Below are 23,806 nucleotides of genomic sequence, written 5' to 3' on the forward strand. Positions count from 1 at the left end.
CGGTGGACGGCTACCGCTAGCTATTGGGCGGGAGAAGCGTCCTCCGCCTTGGCAAACCGATCCAACAGCCACTCAATGATCGCTTCGGCCACTTCAAAATACTCCCAAGCCTGCTTACGGGATAGTCCTTGCTGCTTTCCATGAGCTACGCCATTGCGGATTCCCACTAGGGAGTTGAGACTGTTCCTTCGTTCCTCCACCGCCAGGAAGGCTTCGAGCTCGTCAGCCCAGGAGCCGTCGAATCTTCGGACCATCTTCAACAGCGCGTCAGAGCTTAGATTCGGCATCCGGTCAAGCCAGGAGTTGGCAAATTGCTGAACGAATCCCCAGGAGTTTTTCGAGCAGAAATCTCTAAGGATCACTGCCGTTGCTTGCTCGAGATAGCCAGAGACCCGCAGGCAAAGATACTGGCCTAAGTCTGCGGCGAGTTCGGGATCATCGATCGCACGGGGGTCTGCTCGTATGTATAGCTCCTCTAGTTCCTTTTTGAGTCGGCCGACTTCATACCGGGCCTTCAACGAGTGATTCGGACGCCTCATGCGAGCTCTTCAAAGGCTTCCCTAGCCATGCGAAGACGCCGCTCGACACGGTCCTCGTCGGCGGTCGCGCGAGCGACAGCGCTCACGAAATCCGGCTTCCGAAGAAGCTGCTCTCTGGTCGCTGCCACGTGCGACTCATCCTGAAGTGGGCCACGGCTAAGCCTTGAACTCATACCCATGAGAATGGCGTCAGCGAAGGCAGCATTAATCTGGCTCTCTGGACGTAGAGCCTTTCGACCCAGCGTGCGAGCCAGAACGTCGCAGGTTTCGGCGAAGACTTGGCGCAGGTTTGCGACGTCCAGTCCCTCGAGGTTGCGATGGTCGGCCAGAAAGGTGTTCAAGAAAACCTTCAATGGTCTGCGATAGCTACCCTCTTCCTGATGAAAGGCCAAGAACCGCAAAATAAGCTCTTGATCTTTCAAGCGCTCCGAGATCGGACCGTAGATCGCTCGCCAAGAGGGATGGCCGTTGAATTCTCGAAGGAGTTCCACCAGAGATCCATGAAACAGGGCTACTCGAATTTCTTGAGGGTAGAGGTTCGTGCCGCCTGTATTTAGGCGCTCGAACAGTGAGTAAACGCTCTCATCTCCGCCTAGCTGAGAGTTGTACTTGACCACAGTGGCATGAATAAACGTGTTATCAAGCAGTCGCCGTTGTTCATCATCCAGCGTGGAATACGTCAATTCCTTCAACTTGTCCGTGACGTGTTCGAGCTTGAACTCTACCTTGGGATTAATCTTGCCTGCGTAGAAGCGCTGTAAGGTGCGTAGCCGTTGCTGCCCATCAAGTACAAGCAGTTGTTTGTTTGCCTGCTGGACGAGAAAGATGCCTGGAACGGGGAAGCCGAGCAGCAGTGACTCTACAAAACGGTCCATCTGCGGCTTCTTCCATACAAACTTACGCTGGAAGCCCGACAGATCCGACTCTGACTCCACGGCTGGGTCAAAGTTCGGAACGACAATGTCACGATTGTTGAGGCGTCGCACGAGGCCGTGAACGTCGAAATCCGTTCCGAAGTACGAGATTGGCTCGAGGTCTGGGATCGGCGTGTCTTGGTCGTCTCCACCACTGACACCCTCAGGCTCGAACTGCTCGTTCTCGAGGCCACCTTCCCCGTCACCCTGGTATGTGTCCGACATAAGCATCCTCAATCGTTGAAGGGCACGTGTGTCGAGACTAGTAGGCCGTGCCCGAACCGACAGCTCCCGGCCTCGGTGAGCCGGCGTGCCGAGGAACTCCTGTGATTGCTTGTGGATCACGGGCGCGTGGGGCAGCGACCGGGCATTGGACAGCACTCCATGCCACATGTGTGCCAAAGCTGCCCGCGCTGCAGCCCAACTACCAGCGTTCGCCCAGGTCAGGCATGTGGTTCGAGCGTGGCTAGCGCCGCCCTCTGGAGGCGGGGGCGCAGGTTCGAATCCTGCCGGGGGCACAAGCTTTCGCGCTCCATGTCGCTGAGAAGCGCGGACCTGGGGCGCTTGTCATTTCTGTCCCGGGGCCGAACCCCGGACCCCACGTACCCGGTGCCGGCTCGCGTCGAACGGCCCCGAACCCCTCCACTCCGCGATCTTGCAGTTTCGGTTTTCGTTTTGGGAAGTAATGCAACGTTTGTCGCCACCGAAAGTGCAAGATCGCGGGAGACCTGGGGACGCGGGGTGGGGTGGCGTTAGGCGTTTACGTACTCGGCCAGGTGTTGTCCGGTTAGGGTGCTGCGGGCCGTTACCAGGTCGGCCGGGGTGCCTTCGAAGACGATTCGGCCGCCGTCGTGGCCGGCGCCCGGGCCGAGGTCGATGATCCAGTCGGCGTGCGCCATGACGGCCTGGTGGTGCTCGACGACGATCACCGACGTGCCGGAGTCGACCAGCCGGTCCAGCAGGCCGAGCAGTTGCTCCACGTCGGCGAGGTGCAGGCCGGTGGTCGGCTCGTCGAGGACGTAGATGCCGCCCTTCTCGGCCATCCGGGTGGCCAGCTTGAGCCGCTGCCGCTCGCCGCCGGACAGGGTGGTCAACGGCTGGCCGAGGCTGAGGTAGCCGAGCCCGACGTCGACGAGTCGGTCGAGGATGGCGTGCGCCGCCGGGGTACGCGCCTCGCCCGTGCCGAAGAACGCCGCCGCCTCGGTCACCGACATGGCGAGCACCTCGCTGATGTCCCGGCCGCCGAACCGGTATTCCAGTACGGACGCCTGGAACCGCCGACCCTCGCACTCCTCGCAGGTGGCGGCGACGCCGGCCATCATCCCCAGGTCGGTGTAGATGACGCCGGCGCCGTTGCAGCCGGGGCAGGCACCCTCGGAGTTGGCGCTGAACAGCGCGGGCTTCACACCGTTGGCCTTGGCGAACGCCTTGCGGATCGGGTCGAGCAGACCCGTGTACGTCGCGGGGTTGCTCCGTCGGGAGCCGCGGATCGCGCTCTGGTCGACCGACACCACGCCGTCGGTGCCGGACACCGAGCCGTGGATGAGCGAGCTCTTGCCCGAACCGGCCACGCCGGTCACCACCACGAGCACGCCGAGCGGGATGTCGACGTCGACGTCCCGCAGGTTGTGGGTGTTCGCGCCCCGCACGGCGAGCGTGCCGGAGGGTGTACGCACCGACGACTTCAGCGCGGCCCGGTCGTCCAGGTGCCGCCCGGTCAGGGTGTCGCTGGCGCGCAGCCCGTCGACGGTGCCCTCGAACACCACCTCACCCCCGCCGGTGCCGGCGCCCGGACCGAGGTCGACGACGTGGTCGGCGATGGCGATGGCCTCCGGCTTGTGCTCCACGACCAGGACGGTGTTGCCCTTGTCGCGCAGTCTCAGCAGCAGGCCGTTCATCCGGGCGATGTCGTGCGGGTGCAGCCCGATCGTCGGTTCGTCGAAGACGTACGTGACGTCGGTGAGCGACGACCCGAGGTGGCGGATCATCTTGGTGCGCTGCGCCTCGCCGCCGGAGAGCGTGCCAGACGGTCGGTCGAGTGACAGGTAGCCCAGCCCGATCTCCTCGAACGAGTCGAGGAGGTGTTGCAACCCGCTGAGCAGCGGCGCGACCGACGGCTCCTGGATGCCCCGGACCCAGGCCGCGAGGTCGCTGATCTGCATGGCGCAGACGTCGGCGATGTTCTTGCCCGCGATCTTCGACGAGCGGGCCTCGGCGCTGAGCCGGGTGCCGTCGCAGTCGGGGCAGGTCGTGAACGTGACCGCCCGGTCCACGAAGGCACGGATGTGCGGCTGCAACGTGTCGATGTCCTTGGACAGGAACGACTTCTGGATCTGCGGGATCAGGCCCGAGTACGTCAGGTTGATGCCCTCAACCTTGATCTTGGTCGGTTCCCGGTGGAGCAGGTCCTGCAGCTCCCGCTTCGTGTACTTGCTGATGGGCTTGTCCGGGTCGAAGTAGCCGCAGCCCCGGAAGATCCGCCCGTACCAGCCCTCCATGCTGTAGCCGGGGATCGTGATCGCGCCCTCGTTGAGCGACTTGCTGTCGTCGTACAGCGCGGAGAGGTCGAAGTCGGTGACCGCGCCCATCCCCTCGCAGCGCGGGCACATGCCGCCCAGGCGGTTGAAGGTCGCCTTCTCGGTCTTCGTCTTGCCCGCGCCACGTTCCACGGTGATCGCGCCGCTGGCCCGGACCGACGGGACGTTGAAGGAGAAGGCGTTCGGCGAGCCGATGTGCGGCTGCCCGAGCCGGCTGAACAGGATGCGCAGCATCGCGTTGGCGTCGGTGGCGGTGCCGACGGTGGAGCGGGCGTTGGCCCCCATCCGCTCCTGGTCGACGATGATCGCGGTGGTGAGCCCGGCCAGCACGTCGACCTCGGGCCGGGTCAGCGTCGGCATGAAGCCCTGGAGGAAGGCGCTGTAGGTCTCGTTGATCATCCGCTGCGACTCGGCGGCGATGGTGCCGAACACCAGCGAGCTCTTGCCCGAGCCGGAGACACCGGTGAACACCGTGAGGCGACGCTTCGGCAGCTCGACCGTGACGTCCTTGAGGTTGTTGACGCGAGCGCCCTGTACCCGGATCAGGTCGTGGCGGTCCGCGACGTGCGCCGCGGGCGAGTCCGTGGCCTTGCTCATCGTCTCTCCATCTGCTGGGGTGGCGGGGCCCCGGTCACGCTAGGGGTGGCCGCGTGACCTGCGCTTCTCGATTCCTGATGGGTCTGGTGACCTGCTTCGCCGTACAGGATGGCAGCCCGGCGGTCGACAGCGCCGCCTCCCGGCGGTACGTGCTGGGGGGCATACCGACCAGTTCGGTGAAGCGGGTGCTGAAGGTGCCGAGCGACGAGCAGCCGACCGCGAAACAGACATCGGTGACGCTCAGGTCGCCACGACGCAGCAGGGCCATGGCGCGCTCCACGCGCCGGGTCATGAGATAGCTGTACGGCGATTCGCCGTAGGCGAGCCGGAACTCCCGGCTGAGGTGCCCCGCCGACATGTGGACGCCCCGGGCGAGCGCCTCGACGTCCAACGGCTGCGCGTACTCCCGGTCGATGCGGTCGCGGACGCGACGCAGCCGCGCGAGGTCGGCGAGGCGCTGGCTCTCCGTGGATCGGCTGGTCACCCGGCAAATCGTGCCACAGACCACCGACAAGACAGGACCGCCGGACGGCCGAGCCGGAGCCGAGCCGCGTGGCGGCGCGTGGGGCAGTCGTCGGGGCGTACCGTCAGGTGGTTTCGCGGCGGGCGCGGGCCCGGCGCTTGCCCTCGTGCATGGCCTGGACGCGGGCCACCGGGATGGCGCGACCCTCGGTGACCAGGTCTGCGGGGATCTGCTGGGGTTCCGGCAGCAGCGCGACCCACGGGTCGGTCCCGGCGAGCAGCGACGGCGCCGTCCGGATGGTGAAGTCCGCCGGGGTCACCTCGGTCAGGTCGGCCCAGTCGACCGGGAAGGACACCGGCATCCCGGGCCGTAGTCGCGGGCTGTACGCGGCGACGACCGTCGCCCCGCCGGAGCGGGTGGCGTCCACGAACACCTTCCCGCCCCGGTCCTCGCGGATGTACGCCGTGGTGGCGAGCGCCGGGTCGAGCCGTTCGGCGCGGACGGCGAGCGCCCGGGTGGCGGCCGCCAACTCCTCGGCGGTGGCGTCGCCCGTGACCGGGACGAAGACGTGCACGCCCTTGGCGCCGCTGGTCTTGACCGCTCCGACCAGGCCGGCGTCGGCGAGCGCCTGGCGGACCAGCAGGGCCGCGTCGACCGCCGCCCGGAACCCGTCGCCCTCCGGCGGGTCCAGGTCGAGCACCAGGTGGCTCGGTCGGTGCAGGTCGGCAACCGTGGCCAGGGTCGGGTGGTACTCGACCGCGCGCTGGTTGGCGAGCCAGAGCAGGGTCCGCCGGTCGTCGCAGAGGGCGTACGAGATCTCCCGGTGCGACGCCTCGGCCCAGACCGGCGTCCGGCGTACCCAGTCCGGGGTGTAGCGGGGCAGGTTCTTCTGCATGAACGGCGGCTGGCCGGGGCGGACCCGGATCACCGACAGCGGCCGGTCCCGGAGTTGCCCGATGATCGGCCCCCGGACCGCGTCGAGGTAGTCGACAAGGTCGCGCTTGGTGGCGTCGTCACGGTCGGACAGCGGCTGGTCCAGGTTGGTCAGGGCCACGCCGTCGCGGGTCTCGTCAGCCTCACTCACCCGATCACCCTCGCGGCCTCGGCGTCGTCGGTCAACCGGACGCGGCGCTCGGAGGCCTGCCGATTTCGAGGACCACGGTCGGCGGCCGGCCCGTCGACCGGTCCGTCGACGTCGGGTCGCGCCCCGCCCGGCCGGCGCGGCACCGTGCAAGCGCCAGCAGCAGGGCGGCGAGCACCAGGGCGGCGGCCACCGCGAACGCCACCCGGTAACCGCCGGCCAGCGCGGCCGCCTCGGCCTGACCGGAGGCCCGCAGAGCGTCGCTGCGGGCCGCCGCGAGGGTCGCCAGCGTCGCCAGGCCGACCGCCCCGCCGACCTGCTGGGTCGTGTTGGCCAGACCGGAGGCGAGCCCGGCGTCGGCGTCGGTCGCGCCGGCCATCGCCAGCGTGGTGACCGCCGGCAGGGTCAGGCCGCCGGCCACCCCGAAGATCAACATCGCCGGGAGTACGTCGGTGAGGTAGCCACCGTCGGCGGACAGCCGGGCGAGCAGCAGGAAACCGACGGCGGCCAGGCCGAGCCCGGTCACCAGCACGGTTCGGGCGCCCCAGCGGGCGATCAGCCTGCCCGACAGGCCGAGCGACACCGCCGCGATCACTACGGGGGTGGGCAGGAACGCCCAGCCGGTCGCCGCCGCGTTCAGCCCGAGCACCAGTTGCAGCTCCACGGCGAGCAGGAACTGGAAGCCGAGGAACGCGGCCACCATGAGGAACTGCACGGTGTTCGCCGCGAGCAGCCCCGGGACGCGCAGCAGTCGGGGAGGCAGCAGCGGGGTGGACGCCACGCGCTGGCGTAGCGCGAAGCCGCCGAGCAGCAGCGCGGCGAGCGCCACCGCGCCGAGGGTGCGCCGGCTGGTCCAGCCGTGCTCACCCGTACCCACGATGCCCAGCACGGCCGCCATCAGGCCGGCGGTGGCGAGCAGGATCGCCGCCCCGATCGGGAGGTTCACCAGGAAAATCGAACGCCAGCCAGCCAGCTCGGTCAGCACTCCCCCGGCCACCGTGCCGATCGACGCGCCGGCCGCCCCGGTGAAGCTGTAGACGGCGATCGCGCGGGCCCGCTCGGCCGGCTCGGGATAGAGCCGGACGATCATGCCGAGGCTGACCGCCATGGCCAGCGCGCCACCGACACCCTGGCCGAACCGCGCGCCGACGAGCAGGGCCGGATTGCCGGCCACCGCGCAGGCCGCCGAGGCCACGGTGAACAGCACGACGCCGGCCAGGAAGACCCGGCGTCGGCCGAGCAGGTCACCGAGACGGCCGGCGAGCAGCAACAGCCCGCCGAACGCCACCAGGTAGGCGTTGACCACCCAGGCCAGCCCGGCGGCGGTGAAGCCCAGGTCGCGTTGGACGGCGGGCAGGGCCACCGACACGACGCTGCCATCGAGAATGACCATGAGGCTGCCGGCGCAGAGCACCAGCAGCGCCGGCCAGCGGGACGGGGTCGCTCGGTCCACGGAATCCTCCTTGGTGCACGGTTTGTTACCGACGCCATCGTCTGTGACCATGAGCGGGAGCGGAAGGAGGCACTGTTGTGTCCCAGAGGAACAGCGATGTGTCCGCGCTGGTGGAGGCCGAGCTGACCTGCTCACCCGGGAACGTGCCCTTCACCCCCGGGCAGGCGCGGGCGTGCACCGTCCGTGAGGTGCTCGACCGGGTCGGCGGCAAGTGGAGCATCGGCATCCTGGTGGCGGCCTCGCACGGCCCGGTGCGCTTCACCGAGTTGGAGCGGCACATCGAGGGCATCAGCCGGCGGATGCTCACGCTGACCCTGCGCAACCTGGAACGCGACGGCCTGCTGCACCGCACCGTCTACCCGACCGTGCCGCCCAAGGTCGAATACGTGGCCACCCCGATGGCCCTGGAGCTGTACGAGTCGCTGGTGGCCCTGACGAGCTGGGCCGAGCGGCACCGCCGCGCCATCGCCGAGGCGCGGACCCGGTACGACGCGGAGCACGCGGACTAGACAGGAATCGGGTGTGGGGAACGCCACCCGGTTCGTCTGACCGATCGGTCAGGGTCTGACCGATCGGTCAGGCATGCTGGTTCACGGAGGTGGACCGGTGATGGCCAGAGCGGTGTCCGAAACGCACGGCGAGATCCTCGCCGCGGCGGCGCGACGGTTCGCGGTGACCGGCTACCGGGGCACCTCGTTGCAGGACATCGCCCGCGAGGTCGGCTGCTCCAAGGCCACCGTGCTCTACCACTTCGCCAACAAGGAAGCCCTGCTCGCCGAGCTGATGGCACCGGCCATCATGGTGCTGACCGACCTCGACGACCAGCTCAGCGGCCTGACCGGCGCGGCCGCCCAGGACGTCGCCGCGGTCGGCTTCGTCGACCTCGCGGTCCGGTTCCGGCGGGAGATCGCCGTCCTGCGCGGCGAGTTCCCGGAGCTGCTGTGCCAGCCGGCCTTCGCCCACATCCAGCAGATCTCCGAACGGCTGCGCGACGCGCTGGCCGGCCACTCCGACCGTCCCGGCGCCCGGATCGCCGCGCTGGTGCTGCTGGCCGGCATCTCCGAGGCATGCGCCGAGTTCGTCGACATCCCCGACGACGAGCTGCGTCCCGCCCTGCTCACCCTCGCCCGGCGGGCCGTCGAACCCGTCGGGACACCCCAGCCCCAACCACCCACGACCGAGGACAAGGACTCCTGATGGCCACCCTGCTCTACCGGCTCGGCCGGGGCGCGTTGCGCCGGCGACGGCTCGTCGTCGCGCTCTGGCTCGTCGTACTCGTCGGCGCCGGCCTGGCCGCGGCGACCCTGCGCGGCCCGACGGCGAGCAACTTCACCATGCCCGGAACCGAGAGCCAGCGCGCCCTCGACCTGCTCAGCGAGCAGTTCCCCGCAGCCAGCGGCGCCACCGGCACGATCACGCTCAAGGCGCCCGGCGACGGCCAACTGGCCTCCCCGGAGGGCCAGGCCGTGGTGCAGGAGCTGGTCCAGCAGGCCGGGACGCTGCCCGGCGTCGTCGGCGCGGTCAACCCGCTCCAAGTCGGCGCCGTCTCGCCCAACGGCCGGTACGCGCTGGTGCAGGTTCAGTTCGCCACCGGGGCGGACGAGGTGACCGACGCGCAGAAGACCGCGTACGAGGAGGTCGGCGCGGCGGCCAAGGCGAAGGGCTGGCAGGTCGCCCCGGGCGGTGAGGTGCTGGGCGGGGAGCCGGAGATCGGCTCGACCGAGGCGCTCGGCGTCCTGGTCGCCGCGATCGTCCTGATCATCACGTTCGGCTCGCTGGTGGCCGCCGGCATGACCATGCTCAACGCGCTGATCGGCGTGGGCGTCGGCATGGCCGGCCTGTTCGCGCTGAGCGGCGTCATCGAGTTGACCAGCACGGCGCCGATCCTCGCGCTGATGCTCGGCCTCGCCGTCGGCATCGACTACTCGCTGTTCATCACCTCCCGGCACCGGCAGAACCTGCTCGACGGCCTGCCCCCGGACGAGGCGGTCGGCCGGGCCGTCGGCACCGCCGGCTCCGCCGTGGTCTTCGCGGGCGCCACCGTCGTCATCGCGCTCGCCGGCCTGGCCGTGGTGGACATCCCGTTCCTCACCGTGATGGGTCTCGCCGCCGCCGGCACCGTCACCGTGGCCGTCCTCGTCGCCATCACCCTGCAGCCGGCGCTGCTCGGCTTCGCCGGTCGCCGGGTGCTCCCCCGCCGGCTGCGGGCACTCGCCAACGAGGGCACGCCGGGCACCGACGCGGACCTCGACCGGCCGGCCCCGGCCGAGGACCGCACCCGGTTCGGCTTCCGCTGGGCCCGGTTCGTCACCCGTTTCCGCGTACCCGTGATCCTGGTCGGGCTGCTCGGTCTGGGGCTGCTCGCGCTGCCCACGCCCGACATGCGGCTGGCGTTGCCGGGCGCGGCGACGGCCGCCGTCGGCTCTCCGGCCCGGGTGGCGAACGACCTGACCGTCGAGGGCTTCGGCCCGGGCTTCACGGGCCGGCTCGCGGTGGTCGTCGCGGGCGACGACGCACCGGCGACCGCGGCCGCCGTACCGCAGGTCACCGCGCTGCTGCAACGTACCGAGAACGTCCTCGCGGTGGCGCCGCCGCAGCTCAGCCCGGACGGCCGGACGGCGCTGCTCGGCGTGGTGCCCAAGACCGGCCCGACCGACGAGGCCACCGAGACGCTGGTGCACGACATCCGCGACTCGGTCAGCGGCATTCGCGGCGCGGACGTCCTGCTCACCGGCGTCACCGCGATCGGCATCGACGTCTCCGAGAAGCTCTCCGACGCGCTGCCGGTCTACCTGCTGCTGGTGGTCGGGCTGTCGGTCCTGCTGCTGATGCTGGTGTTCCGCTCGCTGCTGGTGCCGGTCAAGGCCGCGCTGGGCTTCCTGCTCACCGTCGCCGCCACGTTCGGCATCACGGTGGCGGTGTTCCAGCAGGGGCACCTCGCCGACCTGGTCGGCCTGGACACGCCCGGCCCGCTGATCAGCTTCCTGCCGATCCTGCTCATCGGCATCCTGTTCGGGCTCGCCATGGACTACGAGGTGTTCCTGGTCTCCCGGATGCGGGAGGACTTCGTGCACGGTGAGAGCGCCCGGGCGGCCACGATCAGCGGCATGGGGCACGGCGCCCGGGTGGTCACCGCCGCCGCGCTGATCATGATGTCGGTGTTCGGGGGCTTCGTCTTCCTCGATGACCCGGTGATCAAGTCGATGGGCTTCGCGCTCGCCATCGGCGTGGCCATCGACGCCTTCGTGGTCCGCATGACCATCGTCCCGGCCGTGATGTCCCTGCTCGGTGACCGCGCCTGGTGGCTGCCCCGCTGGCTGAACCGCGCCCTGCCCAACGTCGACATCGAGGGCGAAGGCCTCCGCGACCACCTCACGACCCAGGAACCCACGAGGGTCTAGGTCCCAGCCTGGTCGATCATGGAGTTGTGGTGCCCGTCGTGCCCTGACTCGGGCACTTCGTCCGGCACCACAACTCCATGATCGGCGCGGGCCCGGTCACACACCGGCCGGGTACGTCTCCATCTCGCCGGGGGCGGCGGGGACCGCCAGCGGGTGCAGGGCCGTCGTTTCGTCGCACCAGATGAGCGCGTCATAGCGCGCGGCCAGGCGCGTCGGCACATAGTTGCCCCAAGACTCGAACGACGGGTCGTAGACCACCCCGATCGCCCGGTGGTCCGCCGGCTCGGTGACCCAGCCCGGCTGGTCGTCACCGCCGAAGACGAGCACCGCCCGCTCGGGCATCAGCTCGTGCAACCGCCGCTCCACCGAGCCCTCCCGTGCCGGCGGCACCACCATCGCCTCCGAGGGGGAGCCCCACCGGGGAGCGGCGATCACCGTGCCCCGGTAGGTGCCGAACCCGATCAGCGCCACCGCGTCGTCGCCGTGCCGTTCGCGGGCCAACTGACCAATGTTGACCATCCCGTCCGCGGCCATGTCGGTGGCCCGCGCGTCCCCCACGTGCGTGTTGTGCGCCCAGACGATCCCTCGGGCGTCCGGGCCGTAGCGGTGCAGCAGCCGGTCCAAAGTGTCCTGCATGTGGGTGTCTCGGATGTTCCACGAGTCCGGACCGCCGGCCACCATCGCCCGGTAGTAGCGCTCCGCGCCGGCCACCACCTCCGCGTTCTGCCAGGCCGAGAAGCGGTCCGGGCCGTCCGACATGGCCTGCTCCCGGGTACGCGCCAACAGCCGGACCACCTCCTCCTCGCACCGGGCGGAGACGAACCGGCTGGCCGCGCCGTACTCCTCGACCCGCTTGCCGTACGGCTCGAAGCACCGGTACGCGTCCTGCGCCGCCTCCAGCGAGGTCGGGTCCTCCTCCCCCAGGTAGTCGAAGATCGCCTGCATCGACTCCCAGAGGCTGTAGACGTCGAGCCCGTGGAACCCGGTCCGCTCACCCTCCGGCCGTTGCAGGTTCCACGCCCGCAGCCACCGGCAGAAGCGCGCCACCTCGGCGTTGGCCCACATCCAGGTCGGCCACCGCTCGAAGCGCTCCAGCGCGCTCTGCGGATCCAGGGCCCCGCCGGGCGCGGCGGTGACCGAGCGGTGCACCCGGTCGCAGTCCGGCCAGTCGCCCTCCACGGCCACGAACGAGAAGCCGCACTCCGCGATCAGTCGACGGGTCAACTGCTCACGGAGCCGGTAGTAGTCGTAACTGCCGTGCGTGGACTCGCCGATCATCACCACCCGGGCGTCCCGAACGCGCTCCAGCAACGGGTCGAAGTCGCTCGGCGCGCCGAGCCGCTGAACCAGCATGGCAGCGGCTACCCGGCGCTCACGCCGACAAACCGTCGGCGCGTCGCGAGCCGACACGCCGTCAGCGTGTACGCCTGACACGAGCGGGTAGCCAACCGACATGACCGTGTCAGGCGTGCAGTTGCAGGAGTACCTGGCCGGGCTCGACTACCCGGTCTCCCGCGAGGACCTCGTCCGCTGGGCGCAGGAGAACGGCGCCGACACGAGCATGCTGCACATGCTCCAGGCCCTACCACCCGAACAGTTCGACAACCCCGAAGAACTAACCGAGGCCCTAACAACCCCCACCTAAACCCCAGACCCCGTTGTACGGGGTGGGAGGGGTTTGGGGGATAGGGAGGGTCAGGGAAGGCGGATCGTGCGGGATTGTTGGCGGGCCTCCTCGGCGGCGGCGATGATCGTGACCACCTCGCGGCCAAAGCGGACGTCGCAGCGGTGGTCGTGGGCACCGGTCCGGACCTGCTCGACGAGCTGGTCGATCGCCACACCGAACGCCGTCGCGGCGTCGTTCTCGCCGTGCGGCACGGTCTCGATGCCGTTCTCGCCGTAGAACACGAACTCGCGGGCCATCGCCTCGGTCGGCGCGTCCAGGGAGAGCGAGGCGCTGCTGGTCGCACCACCCTCGTGGGTGAGCAGCAGGTGCACCATCCCGCTCGGGCCGTCCATCGCGGCCACCTGGGTGACCCGCCCCAGCACCGGCAGAAGGATCGAGAGCGCGTGCGGGGCGATGTCCCAGAGCGCGCCGTGCTCGCGACGCCACAGCGAGCCGCCGTACGGGCTGCCGTCCTGGAAGATCGACGCGAAGGCCGTGGTGCGGCCGTGCTGCCAGCCACCGGCGGCGGCGGTCGACGCGAGGAACGCGGTGACGTTCGGCTGGAACCGCTGGGTGAAGAACACCACCGAGGCCACTCCCGACGCCTGGGCGGCGGCGACCACCCGGTCGGCGTCGTCCACGCTGAGCGCCAACGGCTTGTCCAGCAGCAGGTGCCGGCCGGCGTTCGCGGCACGGACCGCGATGTCGGCCTGGACGTCCGGCGGCAGCGCGACGGCGATGGCCTCGCACTGCTCAATGAGGGCGTCGACGTCGGCGTACGCGGGCACGCCGTACCGCTCGGCCAGCGCGGAGGCCCGCTCCGGGTTACGCCCCCACACCCCGACCAGTTCCGCGTCCGGGTGTGCGTGCAGCGCCTTCCCGTGCGTCTCGATCGCCCAGTGACCGGTGCCGAACAAGCCGAACCGCAGCACGTGTACCTCCGCCGTTTCCCCCGACCGTGGCGACGCCACGGACGTGATCCACGCTAGTCGCCCCAGCAGGTCCGTCGGCGGCGGGTCGCCAACCGGAGCAGCACGCGTACTGCCGACCGGGGGTGACCGTGGTCCGACGAGTGCCTGTCGAGCTGCCCCAGATCCGGGGCGCCCCACACCGTCCTGCAGAGCCCCATCCGACTTCCGACGCTCGCCCCACTGCTGGCGCAGAGATCCGAGATGGCCTTGCCCCAAATCTGGGGCAGCTCGACAGCGCCTGCATACCCTCTTGGGCTGCCGCGCGGCCGAACGCACCGGCCGCCCGCCCCGACACACCCGCCGCGCGGCCGGACGCACCGGCCGCCCGCCCCGACACACCCGCCGCGTTCGCGGACGCGGCGGGGCGCGATGGCCAGGCAGCGCGCGGCGGGTACTACGACGGTTAGTAGGCTGTGCCGGTGACCGAGGCGACGACCGGGTGGGGCCGATGACCAGCGCGGCGGCCGGCTCGCCGGTAGACGGGCCCCTCGCGACGGTGTCGATCGTGCTGTCGCTGCTCGTCGCCGTGTGGGCGCTGGTCGCGGCGGTACGCCACCGGCCGCCGGACCGGGTGCAGTTCGCCGGTCTGGCCGTACTCGAGTTGGTGTTGCTCGCGTTGGGTGTGCTGGCCCTGGTGGCGGTCGGCGGCGGCGACCGGCCGGGCGAGCCCGGCGCGTTCTTCGGCTACCTGGTCACGCTGGTCTGCCTGCCACCGCTGGCCTGGGTGCTGGCCCGGATGGAACCGACCCGGTGGGGGTCGGCGATCGTCTGCGCGGTCTGCCTGGTGACGCCGGTCGTGGTGGTGCGGTTGCAGCAGACCTGGGAGGTCCTCGGTGGTTGAGACTCGTCCGGCCCGACAGCGCACGAACTCCGGGCCCGGCCGTCTGTTGATCGCGGTCTACCTGCTGTTCGCCATCGCGGCGACGAGTCGGGCGGGCCTACAGATCGCCACGAAGTTCGACGAGGCGCCGGTGGCGTACCTGCTCTCCGCCCTGGCCGCGCTCATCTACATCGTGGCCGCGGTAGGTCTGGCCCGAGCGGGACACACCGGTCGACGGGTGGCGCTGGTGTGCTGTTCGGTGGAGTTGGTCGGTGTCGTCGCGGTCGGCATCCTGAGCCTGGCCGACAAGGCCCTCTTCCCCGACGAGACGGTGTGGTCGCAGTTCGGTAGCGGGTACGGCTACATCCCGCTCGTCCTGCCGGTGCTGGGCCTTTTCTGGCTCTGGCGCACCCGCCGCGACCCGGCCTGACCGACCGGGCCGCGGAGAACGGAAGCGGCGCGGGTCAGGCCCGTGGTCCGCCCGCCACGTAGATGACCTGACCGGAGACGAAGCCGGCGCCCTCGCTGGCCAGGAACGAGATGGTGTGGGCGACGTCCTCCGGGCGACCCGGGCGACGGACCGGGATCTCGGCGGCGGCGTGCTTCTGGAGGTCCTCGAAGTCGACCTTCATGCGGGCGGCGGTGGCCGCCGTCATGTCGGTGACGATGAAGCCGGGCGCGACGGCGTTGACGGTCACCCCGAACGGCCCCAGCTCGATGGCGAGCGTCTTGGTGAAGCCCTGGAGGCCCGCCTTGGCGGCGGCGTAGTTCGCCTGCCCCCGGTTGCCCAGCGCGGAGGTGCTGGACAGGTTGACGATCCGCCCCCACTTGCGGTCCACCATGTGCTTCTGAGCGGCCTGGCTGAACAGGAACGCCCCGCGCAGGTGTACGCCCATGACCGTGTCCCAGTCGGTGTTGGTCATCTTGAACAGCAGGTTGTCGCGCAGCACGCCAGCGTTGTTGACCAGGACGGTGGGGGCGCCCAGTTCGGCGGCGACCCGCTCCACGGCGGCCCCGACCTGGTCGCGGTCGGACACGTCGGCACCCACGCCGAGCGCACGGCCACCCGCGCCGGAGATGGCGTCCACCGTCTCCTTGGTGGCCGCCTCGTCGATGTCGACGACCGCCACTGCCATCCCGTCGGCGGCCAGCCGCCGGGCGGTGGCGGCACCGATACCGCGTGCGGCTCCGGTGACGATGGCGACGCGGTGCTCCTCCGACATGATTACCTCCGGGTAACTTTGGGGTGATCGAAGGAGCTTAGCCTCAGAACCCCCGACCCCGGCATAGGCGAATCCACCGGTATCCGTACCCGGAGACCTTCACCGCGCCGAGCTTGCCCAGCTCGCCGTAACCACGGTCAGTGAGCACGTCGATCGGCAGGTCGGCTTCCGCCTCGAGGCTGCTCAGGTCCACCTCGACGTCGTCGGTACCCAGGTTGTGCAGGAAGACCATCGTGCCGGTCGGCCCGTCCGCGCGGTGCGCCAGCACCCCGGGCGGCATCGCCACGTCGATGTGTGTGGTGGAGCCGGAGCCGATCTCGGGGGCCTCCCGAAGGGTACGGATCATGCGCTCGAACCAGGCGAGCAGCGACTTCGGGTCGCCACGCTGGGCGGTGACGTTGACGTTCTGGTAACCGAACTCACCCTTGTCGATCACCGGGCGGACCAGCTTCTCCGTATCCGCGGTGGAGAAGCCGGCATTCGGCTTGTACGACCACTGCATCGGCGTACGGATCGCCTCCCGACCGGGCAGCGACAGGTCCTCGCCCATCCCGATCTCCTCGCCGTAGCGCAGCACCGGAGTGCCGCGCAGGGAGAACTGCAGGGCGTACGCCAGCTCGATGCGCCGCCGGTCGTTGCCGAGCATCGGGGCGAGCCGACGGCGGATGCCCCGGTCGTAGATGCGCATGTTCTCGTCCGGGCCGAACTCGGCGTACACCTGGTTGCGCTGTTCGGTCGTCAACCGGGACAGGTCGATCTCGTCGTGGTTGCGCAGGAAGGTGGCCCACTGCCCACCGACCGGGAGCTTCGGCGTGTCACGCAACGCCTCGATCAGCGACTCCGGGTCCTGCCGCGCGAGGGCGAGCATGAGCCGGCCGTTGAGCATGAAGTCGAAGAGCATGTGGATGCGGTTGCCGGATCCGCCGGCGTCGCCGAAGAACGTCGGAAGCTGGTCCGGTTCGACGTTCGCCTCGGCGAGCAGGACGGCGTCCCCGCGCCGCCACTGCACGTGCTGGCGCATCTCGGTGAGGAACTCGAAGTCCTTTGGGGAGTCCGGGTTGCCCGGCTCGGTCAGCTCGATGATGAACGGCACCGCGTCCATCCGGAAGCCGGAGACTCCGAGCTGGAGCCAGAACGACATGATCTTCTTAACCTCGGCCCGGACCTCCGGGTTGGCGAAGTTCAGGTCCGGCTGGAACTTGTAGAAGCGGTGGTAGAACCACGCCTTCGCGGTGCGGTCGTAGCTCCACGTCTCCTTCTGCTCCCCGGGGAAGACCATGCCCTGGTGGCGGTCGTCCGGCTCGGTGTCGGACCAGACGAACCAGTCCCGGTACGGCGAGTCGGGCGAGGAACGGGCGGACTGGAACCAGGGGTGCTCGTCCGAGGTGTGGTTGACCACCAGGTCGATGATCACGCGGATGCCCCGGTTCTGCGCCTGGTGCAGCAGTTCGGCGAAGTCACCGAGGGTGCCGAAGCGGGGGTCGACGTTGTAGAAGTCGGTGACGTCGTACCCGTCGTCGCGGTTCGGCGACGGGTGGATCGGGTGCAGCCACAGGCACGTCACGCCCAGCCGGGCCAGGTAGTCCAACCGGCCGATCAGACCACGGATGTCGCCCACACCGTCGCCGTCGGAGTCGGCGTACGTGTCGATGTCGAGGCAGTAGACGACGGCTTCGGAGTACCAACGGTCACCCATGCCGCGAAAATCTCTCCAGTTGATCTCCGCGGCAAACCTGCCGGGGCGGCTGCGGTCGGTACCCTGCCCGGCATGGAGACCGACCTCGTACCGCCGAGCGATGAGTTGGACTGGTCCCGGGGCCGGTGGCTGCACCCGCCGGTGCGCGCCGGACACGGTCCGACCGGTGAGCTGGTCGTCGAAGCCGGGGCGGAGACCGACTTCTGGCGGCGGACCAGCTACGGCTTCGTCCACGACAACGGGCCGGCGCTGCTCGCGCCGCTACCCGTCGGCGCGGCCATGGAGGTGAGCTTCCGGCTCGACTTCTCCGCGCAGTTCGACCAGGCCGGCGTGCTGGTCCGGGTGGACGAGCGGACGTGGGTCAAGGCGGGTGTCGAGGTGAGCGACGGCGAGTCGCAGCTCGGTGCCGTGGTGACCCGGGAGTTCTCCGACTGGTCGGTGGCCCCGGTGCCGGGCTGGGCGGGTCAGGAGGTGACGGTCCGGGTCAGTCGGGCCGGTGACGCGCTGACCGTACGGGCGCGGGTGACCGACGCGCCGTGGCGGCTGGTCCGACTCGCCCCGCTGGACCCGGAGGCCGAGGCGATGGCCGGCCCGTTCTGCTGCGCGCCGACGCGCGGCGGCCTCACGGTGGCGTTCACCGCCTGGCGGCAGGGCCCGGCCGACACCGCGCTGCACCCGGAGGGCTGAGCCCGTCCGTGGCGCGGATCACCCGCAGGTGTGCCGCGCCGATCATTGGGTATGACAACCCGATCCCCCCGTAGGCCCGTCGGAAGGATGACCAATGGCGTACGCCCAGACTGGTGACCCCTCCGAGTTCACCGGCCTGACCGGGTGGGTGGCGTCCGTCATCGAGGCGATGGGTCCGGTCGGCGTGGCCCTGCTGGTCGCGTTGGAGAGCATCGTCCCGCCGATCCCCAGCGAGATCGTGCTGGCGATGGCGGGTTTCCTCGCCCACGAGGGTCGGTTCAACGTCGTCCTCGTCATTGTCGCCGCGACGGTCGGCTCACTGGTCGGCGCGCTGGTGCTCTACTGGCTCGGCGCGGCGCTCGGCGAGGAACGGCTCAAGCGCTGGCTGGACCGCATCCCGCTGGTGGACCGCGACGACCTGGAGAGGGCCGACCGCTGGTTCGAGCGGCACGGCCGGTGGGCGGTGCTGATCGGCCGGGTGGTGCCGGTGGTCCGCAGCCTGGTCTCCGTCCCGGCCGGGGCCAACCGGATGCCGCTGGGCGAGTTCGTCCTGCTCACCACCATCGGCAGCGGCGTGTGGAACGCCCTCATCGTCGGGTCCGGTTACGCGCTGGGCAGCCGGTGGCAGAACGTCGAGCGGTACAGCGACTGGTTCAACTACGCAATCGGCGCGGTCTTCGTCGTCATGGTAGTCAGCTGGGTGGCCCGCAAGATCCGCCGCCGCCGGCAACGCGACGACCGGCGGTCGGTGACCGCCGGTCGCTGATCCGCGTCCGCGCCGCGATCAGGGCACCTGATGCCCTGCGGCGGGTGCCGGCGCTGCCTGCGGCCGGCGCAGCACCACCTGCTCCAGCGCCGACCAGGCCGTCGTCGTCACCAGGTAGATCACGGCGGCGAGCGGCAGCACCAACGCCACCACCACGGTCGTGAACGGCAGCAGAGGCAGCAGCCGACCGAGGGTGGCCGCCCCCGGCCCCTCGGTGGGCGTACCGGCCACCGTGCCGACCGCCGCCGACGCACGTCGCGCCCGGCGTGACGACCACCAGGCCAGCGCCAGCAGCAGGACCAGCAGGCCGGCGAAGAGCGGTCCGGCCGCGCCGGCCAACCCGTCGCTGAGGTGGTGACCCAGCGGTACGCCGGCCAGCCGCTCGTCGAGCAGTCCCGTGCCGCCCTCGTCGGTGGCGAACAGCCGGTACAGGACCAGCAGGAACGGCGCCTGGATCAGCAGCGGCAGGCAGCCGGCGACCGGGTTCGCCCCGGCCGTGCGGTACAGCGCGAACACCTCGCGCTGGAGGGTCGCCGGGTCGTCGGCGTACCGCTGCTGTAGCTCGCGGACCTGCGGGGCGAGCGCGGCGCGGCGTCGCTCCCCGCGGACCTGCGCGACGGTCAACGGTGTGATCAGCAGCCGGACGGCGACGGTGAGCAGCACGATGGCGGCGACGGTCGCCGTGCCGTCGGCCAGCGGTTCGAGCAGGTCGGTGAGCCAGGACAAAGCGCTGCCGGCGACGCCGACGACGGTGTGCAGCGGTGCGAAGGAGAGCATGGGAAACCCCTCGGTCCGATTCCGGTGGGTCCTGGAGCCGTCGTGGACGGCACCTAGGACCAATGACGGTGGGATCGGCCGCGCGGCGAGGTGTTGCTACGCGGCGCGGGGGCGTCCGGGTGCGCGGGGGCGGGGTCGTCCGGCGGCGTCCGGATCGATCTGGCGGGGTGTCCGGCGGCTGCGGGCCCGGGCACGCAGCCCGGCCCAGCGTCGCGCGACACCGGGTGCGCGGGACGGGCCGAGCGGGCGCGCGGCGAGCAGCGCGGCGACGAGGACCAGGGCGGTCAGCGCGGCCCCGGCGAGCAGGTCGGCCGGACGGTCGGCGAGCATGCCGAGCTGGGCGAACGCGGACATCCACGTGGCCCAGAGGAATCCCAGCAGCACCGGCACGGGCTCAGCATAGGACCCGGTGTCACGTCCCCCGGCCGGATCGCCGATGGTCCGGCGACACGCCGGAGACGCCGTGCCGTCACCACGTTTCCGGGCGTTACCACCCTGGGTAACCAAACGTCCGACCGGCGCGGACGGACCGCGGGCGGCAGAAACGGACGGTGGTGCGCGATGACCGGGCAGGTGGCGGAGGCGCACGGGACGACCGCGGGGACCGAGGTGCTCACCGTTGGCGTCGAGGAGGAGTTCCTGCTCGTCGACCCACACACCGGCGCCGCGGTGCCCGCCGTGGACCTCGTGCTGGAACAGGTCCCGGCGGAGCTACGCGGTCAGGTCGAGCGCGAGTTCCAGACCAGCCAGATCGAGATCGGCTCGCCGCCCGGGCTGGAGCTGTCCTCGATCCGGCACTCCCTCGGCGTACTCCGTAAGGCCCTTGCCGACGCGGCCGAGCGGGCCGGCGTACGGCTGCTCGCCATCGGCACCGGTCCGGTGGACGGCCCGGTGCCCCCGGTCGTCGACAAGCCCCGTTTCGACCGGATGATCGAACGGTTCCGGCTGCTCGTACCCGGTCCCGGTAACAACGGCATGCACGTGCACGTGGGTGTCCCCGATCCGGAGACCGGCGTGCAGGTGCTCAACCACGTCCGGCCGTGGCTGCCGACGCTGCACGCCGTCACCACCAACTCGCCGTTCTCCCGTGGCGAGGACACCGGCTACGCGAGCTGGCGGTCGGTGGAGTGGGAGCGCTGGCCGTCGGTCGCGCCGACGCCCTTCCTGGAGTCGCACGAGCACTACCAGCGGCTCATCCGCCAGTTGATCGCCAGCGGGGTGATGCTCGACGAGGGGATGCTCTACTGGTACGCCCGGCTGTCGGCGAAGTACCCGACCGTCGAGCTGCGCATCGGCGACGTCTGCCCGACCGTGGACGACGCGGTGCTGGTCGCCGCGCTGGTCCGGGCCCTGGTGGCCACCGCCATGGACGACGTCGAGGCCGGCCGCCCCGCGTTGCGGACCGACCACCACCTGCTGGTCGGCGCGCACTGGCGGGCCGCCCACGACGGCCTGGAGGGCGAGGGCGTCGACGTCACCACCGGCGAGTTGCGTCCCGCGTGGGAGTTGCTGGACGAGTTCGTGGAACGGCTGCGGCCGGCGCTGGAGCGGCACGGCGACTGGGCCGAGGTGTCCGACCTGCTGGGTGGGCTACGCCGCCACGGCACCGGCGCGGCCCGGCAGCGCGCCGTGTACGCCCGTACCGGACGGCTCGTCGACGTCGTGCAGGACGTGGCGCGACAGACCCGCGGTTGAGCGCCCGCATGACAGGATGATCCTGTGGCGCAACGACTGATCGTCATCGGCGGGGACGCCGCCGGCATGTCGGCGGCGTCCCAGGCACGCCGCCGCCGCGACCGGGACGACCTGGAGATCGTGGTCTTCGAGCGGGGACATTTCACCTCCTACTCGGCCTGCGGCATCCCGTACTGGATCTCGGGGCTGGTGCCCGGCCCGGAGGATCTGATCGCCCGCGCGCCGGAGACGTTCCGCACGAAGTTCGACATCGACGTGCGGTTGCGCCACGAGGTGACGGCCATCGACCTCGAACGGCGCGAGGTGGTCGCCCGGGACCTGGACCACGGCCGCGAGGTCACCGAACGCTTCGACGAACTGATGTACGCCGCCGGCGCGACACCGACCAAGCCCCCGTGGGCGCAGTCGGACGTGGCCGGCGTGTTCGGGGTGCAGACCCTCGACGACGGCGCGGCGCTGCGCGACTGGCTGGACGCCGAGCCGCAGCCGCGCCGGGCGGTGGTGGTGGGCGGCGGCTACATCGGCGTCGAGATGGCCGAGGCGATGATCCAGCGCGGCCTGTCGGTGACGCTCGTCGAGCAGGCCGAGCAACCCATGTCGACGGTCGACGCCGACATGGCCGAACTCGTCGCCGATGCCATGCGTGGCCTCGGCATCACCATCCGCGCCGGCCTGCCGGTGACCGGCCTCGAACAGCGGGACGGCCGGGTGTCCGCCGTGGTCACCGCCGAGGGGCCGATTCCGACCGACGTCGTGGTCCTGGGTCTCGGGGTACGCCCCAACATCGGGCTCGCGGAGGCCGCCGGGCTGCCGCTCGGGCCGACCGGCGCGATCCGGGTGGACCGGCGGATGCGGGTCCCCGGCTTCCCGGGGGTCTGGGCGGCCGGCGACTGCGTGGAGACCCTGCACCGGGTCAGCGGGATGCCGGTGTACATCCCGTTGGGTACCCACGCCAACAAGCAGGGCCGGGTGGCCGGCATCAACATCGGCGGCGGGTACGCCACCTTCACCGGCGTGATCGGCACGGCCGTGACCAAGGTCTGCGAACTGGAGGTCGGTCGCACGGGCCTGCGGGAGCGGGACGCCTCGGCGGCCGGCTTCGACTTCGTCTCGGTGATCGCAGAATCGACCAGCCGGGCCGGCTACTACCCGGGTGCCCGGCCGATGACCGTCAAGCTGATCGCGGAACGACCCAGCGGCCGTCTGCTCGGCGCGCAGATCGTCGGCTGGTCCGAGGCGGCCAAGCGGATCGACACTCTGGCCGTCGCGTTGTGGAATGGCATGACCGTGGACGACATGACCGCACTGGACCTGGGCTACGCTCCGCCGTACGCGCCGGTCTGGGATCCGGTGCTGATCGCCGCCCGCAAGGCGGTCGACGCGCTCGCCGCTCTCGATCGCTGACCCGCGCCCGCCGTGGAGGTCCACCCCGTGACCCAGACCCCGACCAGGTCCGCCGCGCGCCGACGACCGACCATGGTCGATGTCGCGCGGCACGCCGGAGTAAGCCTGAAGACGGTCTCCCGGGTGGTCAACGACGAGCCGGTGGGTCAGGAACTGCTCGGCCGGGTGCTGGCCGCCATCACCGAATTGGGCTTCCGGCGCAACGACATCGCGCGCAACCTGCGCTCGCGACAGCTCAACGCCACCGTCGGGCTGTTGATCGAGGAGATCGCCAACCCGTTCTACGCCACGATCGCGAGCGTGGCCGCCGAGATCGCCGCCGCGCACGGCACGATGCTGATCACCGCCTCCTCCGAGGAGGACCCGGAGCGCGAACGCGCCGTCCTGCAGGACTTCACCCAGCGCCGCGTCGACGGGCTGCTGGTCGTGCCGGCCGGCCCGGACCACTCGTTCCTGCGCCGCGAGGTCGAGCTGGGCATGCCGGTGGTCTTCGTGGACCGGCCACCGCAGGGTCTGCTCGCCGACACCGTGCTGTTGGACAACTCCGGCGGCGGCCGGTCCGGGGTCGAGTCCCTGCTCGACGAGGGGCACCGGAGGGTGGCTCTCCTGCTCGGCGCGCCGAGCGTGCCCACCATGCGCGAGCGGCTGGTCGGCGCGCGGACGGCGCTGGCGGCCGCCGGGGTCGAGCCGGACGACTCCCTGGTACGCGACCACCTGATCGCCCCCGAGGACGCCGGGCGGGCGGTCGCCGCGCTGCTCGACTCCCCGAACCCGCCCACCGCCTTCTTCTGCGGCAACAACCGGCTGACGGTCGGCGCGTTGCAGGAGTTGCACCGCCGGGGCAGCGACGCGTCGCTCGTCGGGTTCGACGACTTCGAGTTGGCCCACCTCATGCCCAGGCCGTTCACGGTCGTCGCCTACGACACCCGGGAACTGGCCCGGGTAGCCACCGAGCGCCTGTTCCACCGCATCGCCGGCGACGACTCCCCACCAACAACGACAGTCCTCCCCACCCGCCTCCTACCCCGAGGCCTCCTCTAGTTCTCGGGCCGCCCCCCTGCCCCCTGCCCCCTGCCCCCTGCCCCCTGCCCCCTGCCCGCGGGGCTGTCTCGCTAA

Annotated in this window: 23 protein-coding genes and 1 tRNA gene; 12 read left to right on the plus strand and 12 right to left on the minus strand. The window is 70.6% G+C overall.

Annotated elements, in window-relative coordinates; genetic code table 11:
• Window positions 1–20: 20 nt before the first annotated feature.
• Window positions 21–539 (minus strand): HEPN domain-containing protein, encoded by a 519-nt coding sequence (locus ACQP03_RS28685; protein ID WP_396833043.1) that lies wholly within the window; start codon window positions 537–539, stop codon window positions 21–23.
• The gene (locus ACQP03_RS28690) at window positions 536–1,678 is read right to left on the minus strand and encodes a DUF262 domain-containing protein (RefSeq protein WP_396833042.1); all 1,143 of its coding nucleotides are present in this window, start codon (window positions 1,676–1,678) and stop codon (window positions 536–538) included. The genes ACQP03_RS28685 and ACQP03_RS28690 overlap by 4 nt, the downstream gene beginning before the upstream one ends.
• 234 nt (window positions 1,679–1,912) lie before the next feature.
• Between ACQP03_RS28690 and ACQP03_RS28695 the strand changes: the two genes are divergently transcribed.
• A tRNA-Gln gene (locus ACQP03_RS28695) sits at window positions 1,913–1,968 on the plus strand.
• A gap of 237 nt (window positions 1,969–2,205) precedes the next feature.
• On the opposite strand, the gene ACQP03_RS28700 is transcribed toward ACQP03_RS28695, so the two are convergent.
• The 4 genes from ACQP03_RS28700 to ACQP03_RS28715 all read right to left on the minus strand — a co-directional run bounded on the left by ACQP03_RS28700 (window position 2,206) and on the right by ACQP03_RS28715 (window position 7,584).
• Window positions 2,206–4,587: an ATP-binding cassette domain-containing protein gene (locus ACQP03_RS28700; protein WP_396833041.1), complete on the minus strand. Its 2,382-nt coding sequence runs from the start codon at window positions 4,585–4,587 to the stop codon at window positions 2,206–2,208.
• A 34-nt stretch (window positions 4,588–4,621) separates the two neighbouring features.
• A complete protein-coding gene (locus ACQP03_RS28705) occupies window positions 4,622–5,071 on the minus strand; it encodes a helix-turn-helix transcriptional regulator (protein ID WP_357133907.1) in 450 nt (149 codons plus the stop codon).
• 103 nt (window positions 5,072–5,174) lie between these two features.
• Window positions 5,175–6,134: a DNA polymerase domain-containing protein gene (locus ACQP03_RS28710; protein ID WP_357398312.1), complete on the minus strand. Its 960-nt coding sequence runs from the start codon at window positions 6,132–6,134 to the stop codon at window positions 5,175–5,177.
• Between the two features lie 31 nt (window positions 6,135–6,165).
• Window positions 6,166–7,584, minus strand: a complete 1,419-nt coding sequence (locus tag ACQP03_RS28715) for an MFS transporter (RefSeq protein ID WP_433459120.1) — start codon at window positions 7,582–7,584, stop codon at window positions 6,166–6,168.
• 122 nt (window positions 7,585–7,706) lie between these two features.
• On the opposite strand from ACQP03_RS28715, the gene ACQP03_RS28720 reads away from it, so the two are divergent.
• The 3 genes from ACQP03_RS28720 to ACQP03_RS28730 all read left to right on the plus strand — a co-directional run bounded on the left by ACQP03_RS28720 (window position 7,707) and on the right by ACQP03_RS28730 (window position 10,985).
• Window positions 7,707–8,093, plus strand: coding sequence for a winged helix-turn-helix transcriptional regulator (locus tag ACQP03_RS28720; protein ID WP_355052881.1), 387 nt, complete (start codon window positions 7,707–7,709; stop codon window positions 8,091–8,093).
• A 100-nt stretch (window positions 8,094–8,193) separates the two neighbouring features.
• Complete coding sequence (locus ACQP03_RS28725) at window positions 8,194–8,781, plus strand: TetR/AcrR family transcriptional regulator (RefSeq protein ID WP_357174547.1); 588 nt, start codon at window positions 8,194–8,196, stop codon at window positions 8,779–8,781.
• Window positions 8,781–10,985, plus strand: a complete 2,205-nt coding sequence (locus ACQP03_RS28730) for an MMPL family transporter (protein ID WP_357174544.1) — start codon at window positions 8,781–8,783, stop codon at window positions 10,983–10,985. Before ACQP03_RS28725 ends, ACQP03_RS28730 begins: the two co-directional genes overlap by 1 nt.
• A 96-nt stretch (window positions 10,986–11,081) precedes the next feature.
• On the opposite strand, the gene ACQP03_RS28735 is transcribed toward ACQP03_RS28730, so the two are convergent.
• Window positions 11,082–12,338 (minus strand): erythromycin esterase family protein, encoded by a 1,257-nt coding sequence (locus ACQP03_RS28735; protein ID WP_357133892.1) that lies wholly within the window; start codon window positions 12,336–12,338, stop codon window positions 11,082–11,084.
• 100 nt (window positions 12,339–12,438) lie between these two features.
• Between ACQP03_RS28735 and ACQP03_RS28740 the strand changes: the two genes are divergently transcribed.
• On the plus strand, window positions 12,439–12,630 hold the full coding sequence (locus ACQP03_RS28740; RefSeq protein WP_357133889.1) for a DUF2795 domain-containing protein: 192 nt from the start codon (window positions 12,439–12,441) through the stop codon (window positions 12,628–12,630).
• Window positions 12,631–12,680: 50 nt separating this feature from the next.
• On the opposite strand, the gene ACQP03_RS28745 is transcribed toward ACQP03_RS28740, so the two are convergent.
• A complete protein-coding gene (locus ACQP03_RS28745; RefSeq protein ID WP_357174541.1) occupies window positions 12,681–13,583 on the minus strand; it encodes a Gfo/Idh/MocA family protein in 903 nt (300 codons plus the stop codon).
• Between the two features lie 487 nt (window positions 13,584–14,070).
• On the opposite strand from ACQP03_RS28745, the gene ACQP03_RS28750 reads away from it, so the two are divergent.
• Complete coding sequence (locus ACQP03_RS28750; protein ID WP_396833040.1) at window positions 14,071–14,463, plus strand: hypothetical protein; 393 nt, start codon at window positions 14,071–14,073, stop codon at window positions 14,461–14,463.
• Window positions 14,456–14,872, plus strand: a complete 417-nt coding sequence (locus tag ACQP03_RS28755) for a hypothetical protein (protein ID WP_355052829.1) — start codon at window positions 14,456–14,458, stop codon at window positions 14,870–14,872. Before ACQP03_RS28750 ends, ACQP03_RS28755 begins: the two co-directional genes overlap by 8 nt.
• 34 nt (window positions 14,873–14,906) lie before the next feature.
• Here ACQP03_RS28755 and fabG read toward each other — a convergent pair whose 3' ends face one another.
• Both fabG and ACQP03_RS28765 read right to left on the minus strand, forming a co-directional pair.
• Window positions 14,907–15,665 (minus strand): 3-oxoacyl-ACP reductase FabG, encoded by a 759-nt coding sequence (gene fabG, locus ACQP03_RS28760; RefSeq protein WP_357133882.1) that lies wholly within the window; start codon window positions 15,663–15,665, stop codon window positions 14,907–14,909.
• Window positions 15,666–15,708: 43 nt separating this feature from the next.
• Complete coding sequence (locus tag ACQP03_RS28765) at window positions 15,709–17,361, minus strand: alpha-amylase family protein (RefSeq protein ID WP_357133879.1); 1,653 nt, start codon at window positions 17,359–17,361, stop codon at window positions 15,709–15,711.
• A gap of 72 nt (window positions 17,362–17,433) precedes the next feature.
• Between ACQP03_RS28765 and ACQP03_RS28770 the strand changes: the two genes are divergently transcribed.
• Together ACQP03_RS28770 and ACQP03_RS28775 are read left to right on the plus strand one after the other, a co-directional pair.
• Window positions 17,434–18,048: a DUF1349 domain-containing protein gene (locus ACQP03_RS28770; protein ID WP_357133876.1), complete on the plus strand. Its 615-nt coding sequence runs from the start codon at window positions 17,434–17,436 to the stop codon at window positions 18,046–18,048.
• A gap of 94 nt (window positions 18,049–18,142) precedes the next feature.
• Window positions 18,143–18,814 carry a DedA family protein gene (locus tag ACQP03_RS28775; RefSeq protein ID WP_357133873.1) on the plus strand — a complete coding sequence of 224 codons (672 nt, stop codon included), beginning with the start codon at window positions 18,143–18,145 and terminating at the stop codon, window positions 18,812–18,814.
• Between the two features lie 18 nt (window positions 18,815–18,832).
• On the opposite strand, the gene ACQP03_RS28780 is transcribed toward ACQP03_RS28775, so the two are convergent.
• Window positions 18,833–19,591, minus strand: coding sequence for a YidC/Oxa1 family membrane protein insertase (locus tag ACQP03_RS28780; protein ID WP_357133870.1), 759 nt, complete (start codon window positions 19,589–19,591; stop codon window positions 18,833–18,835).
• A 96-nt stretch (window positions 19,592–19,687) separates the two neighbouring features.
• Window positions 19,688–19,981, minus strand: coding sequence for a DUF6412 domain-containing protein (locus ACQP03_RS28785; RefSeq protein ID WP_357133867.1), 294 nt, complete (start codon window positions 19,979–19,981; stop codon window positions 19,688–19,690).
• Between the two features lie 171 nt (window positions 19,982–20,152).
• Here ACQP03_RS28785 and ACQP03_RS28790 point away from each other — a divergent pair, with 171 nt between their 5' ends.
• The 3 genes from ACQP03_RS28790 to ACQP03_RS28800 all read left to right on the plus strand — a co-directional run bounded on the left by ACQP03_RS28790 (window position 20,153) and on the right by ACQP03_RS28800 (window position 23,731).
• Window positions 20,153–21,286 carry a carboxylate-amine ligase gene (locus ACQP03_RS28790; protein WP_357133864.1) on the plus strand — a complete coding sequence of 378 codons (1,134 nt, stop codon included), beginning with the start codon at window positions 20,153–20,155 and terminating at the stop codon, window positions 21,284–21,286.
• A 24-nt stretch (window positions 21,287–21,310) separates the two neighbouring features.
• Window positions 21,311–22,690, plus strand: coding sequence for an FAD-dependent oxidoreductase (locus ACQP03_RS28795; RefSeq protein ID WP_357174535.1), 1,380 nt, complete (start codon window positions 21,311–21,313; stop codon window positions 22,688–22,690).
• Window positions 22,691–22,762: 72 nt separating this feature from the next.
• Complete coding sequence (locus tag ACQP03_RS28800; RefSeq protein ID WP_357134028.1) at window positions 22,763–23,731, plus strand: LacI family DNA-binding transcriptional regulator; 969 nt, start codon at window positions 22,763–22,765, stop codon at window positions 23,729–23,731.
• The last annotated feature ends 75 nt before the right edge of the window (window positions 23,732–23,806 follow it).

This window comes from Micromonospora sp. CA-248212 (assembly GCF_050948405.1).
Taxonomy (GTDB): domain Bacteria; phylum Actinomycetota; class Actinomycetes; order Mycobacteriales; family Micromonosporaceae; genus Micromonospora.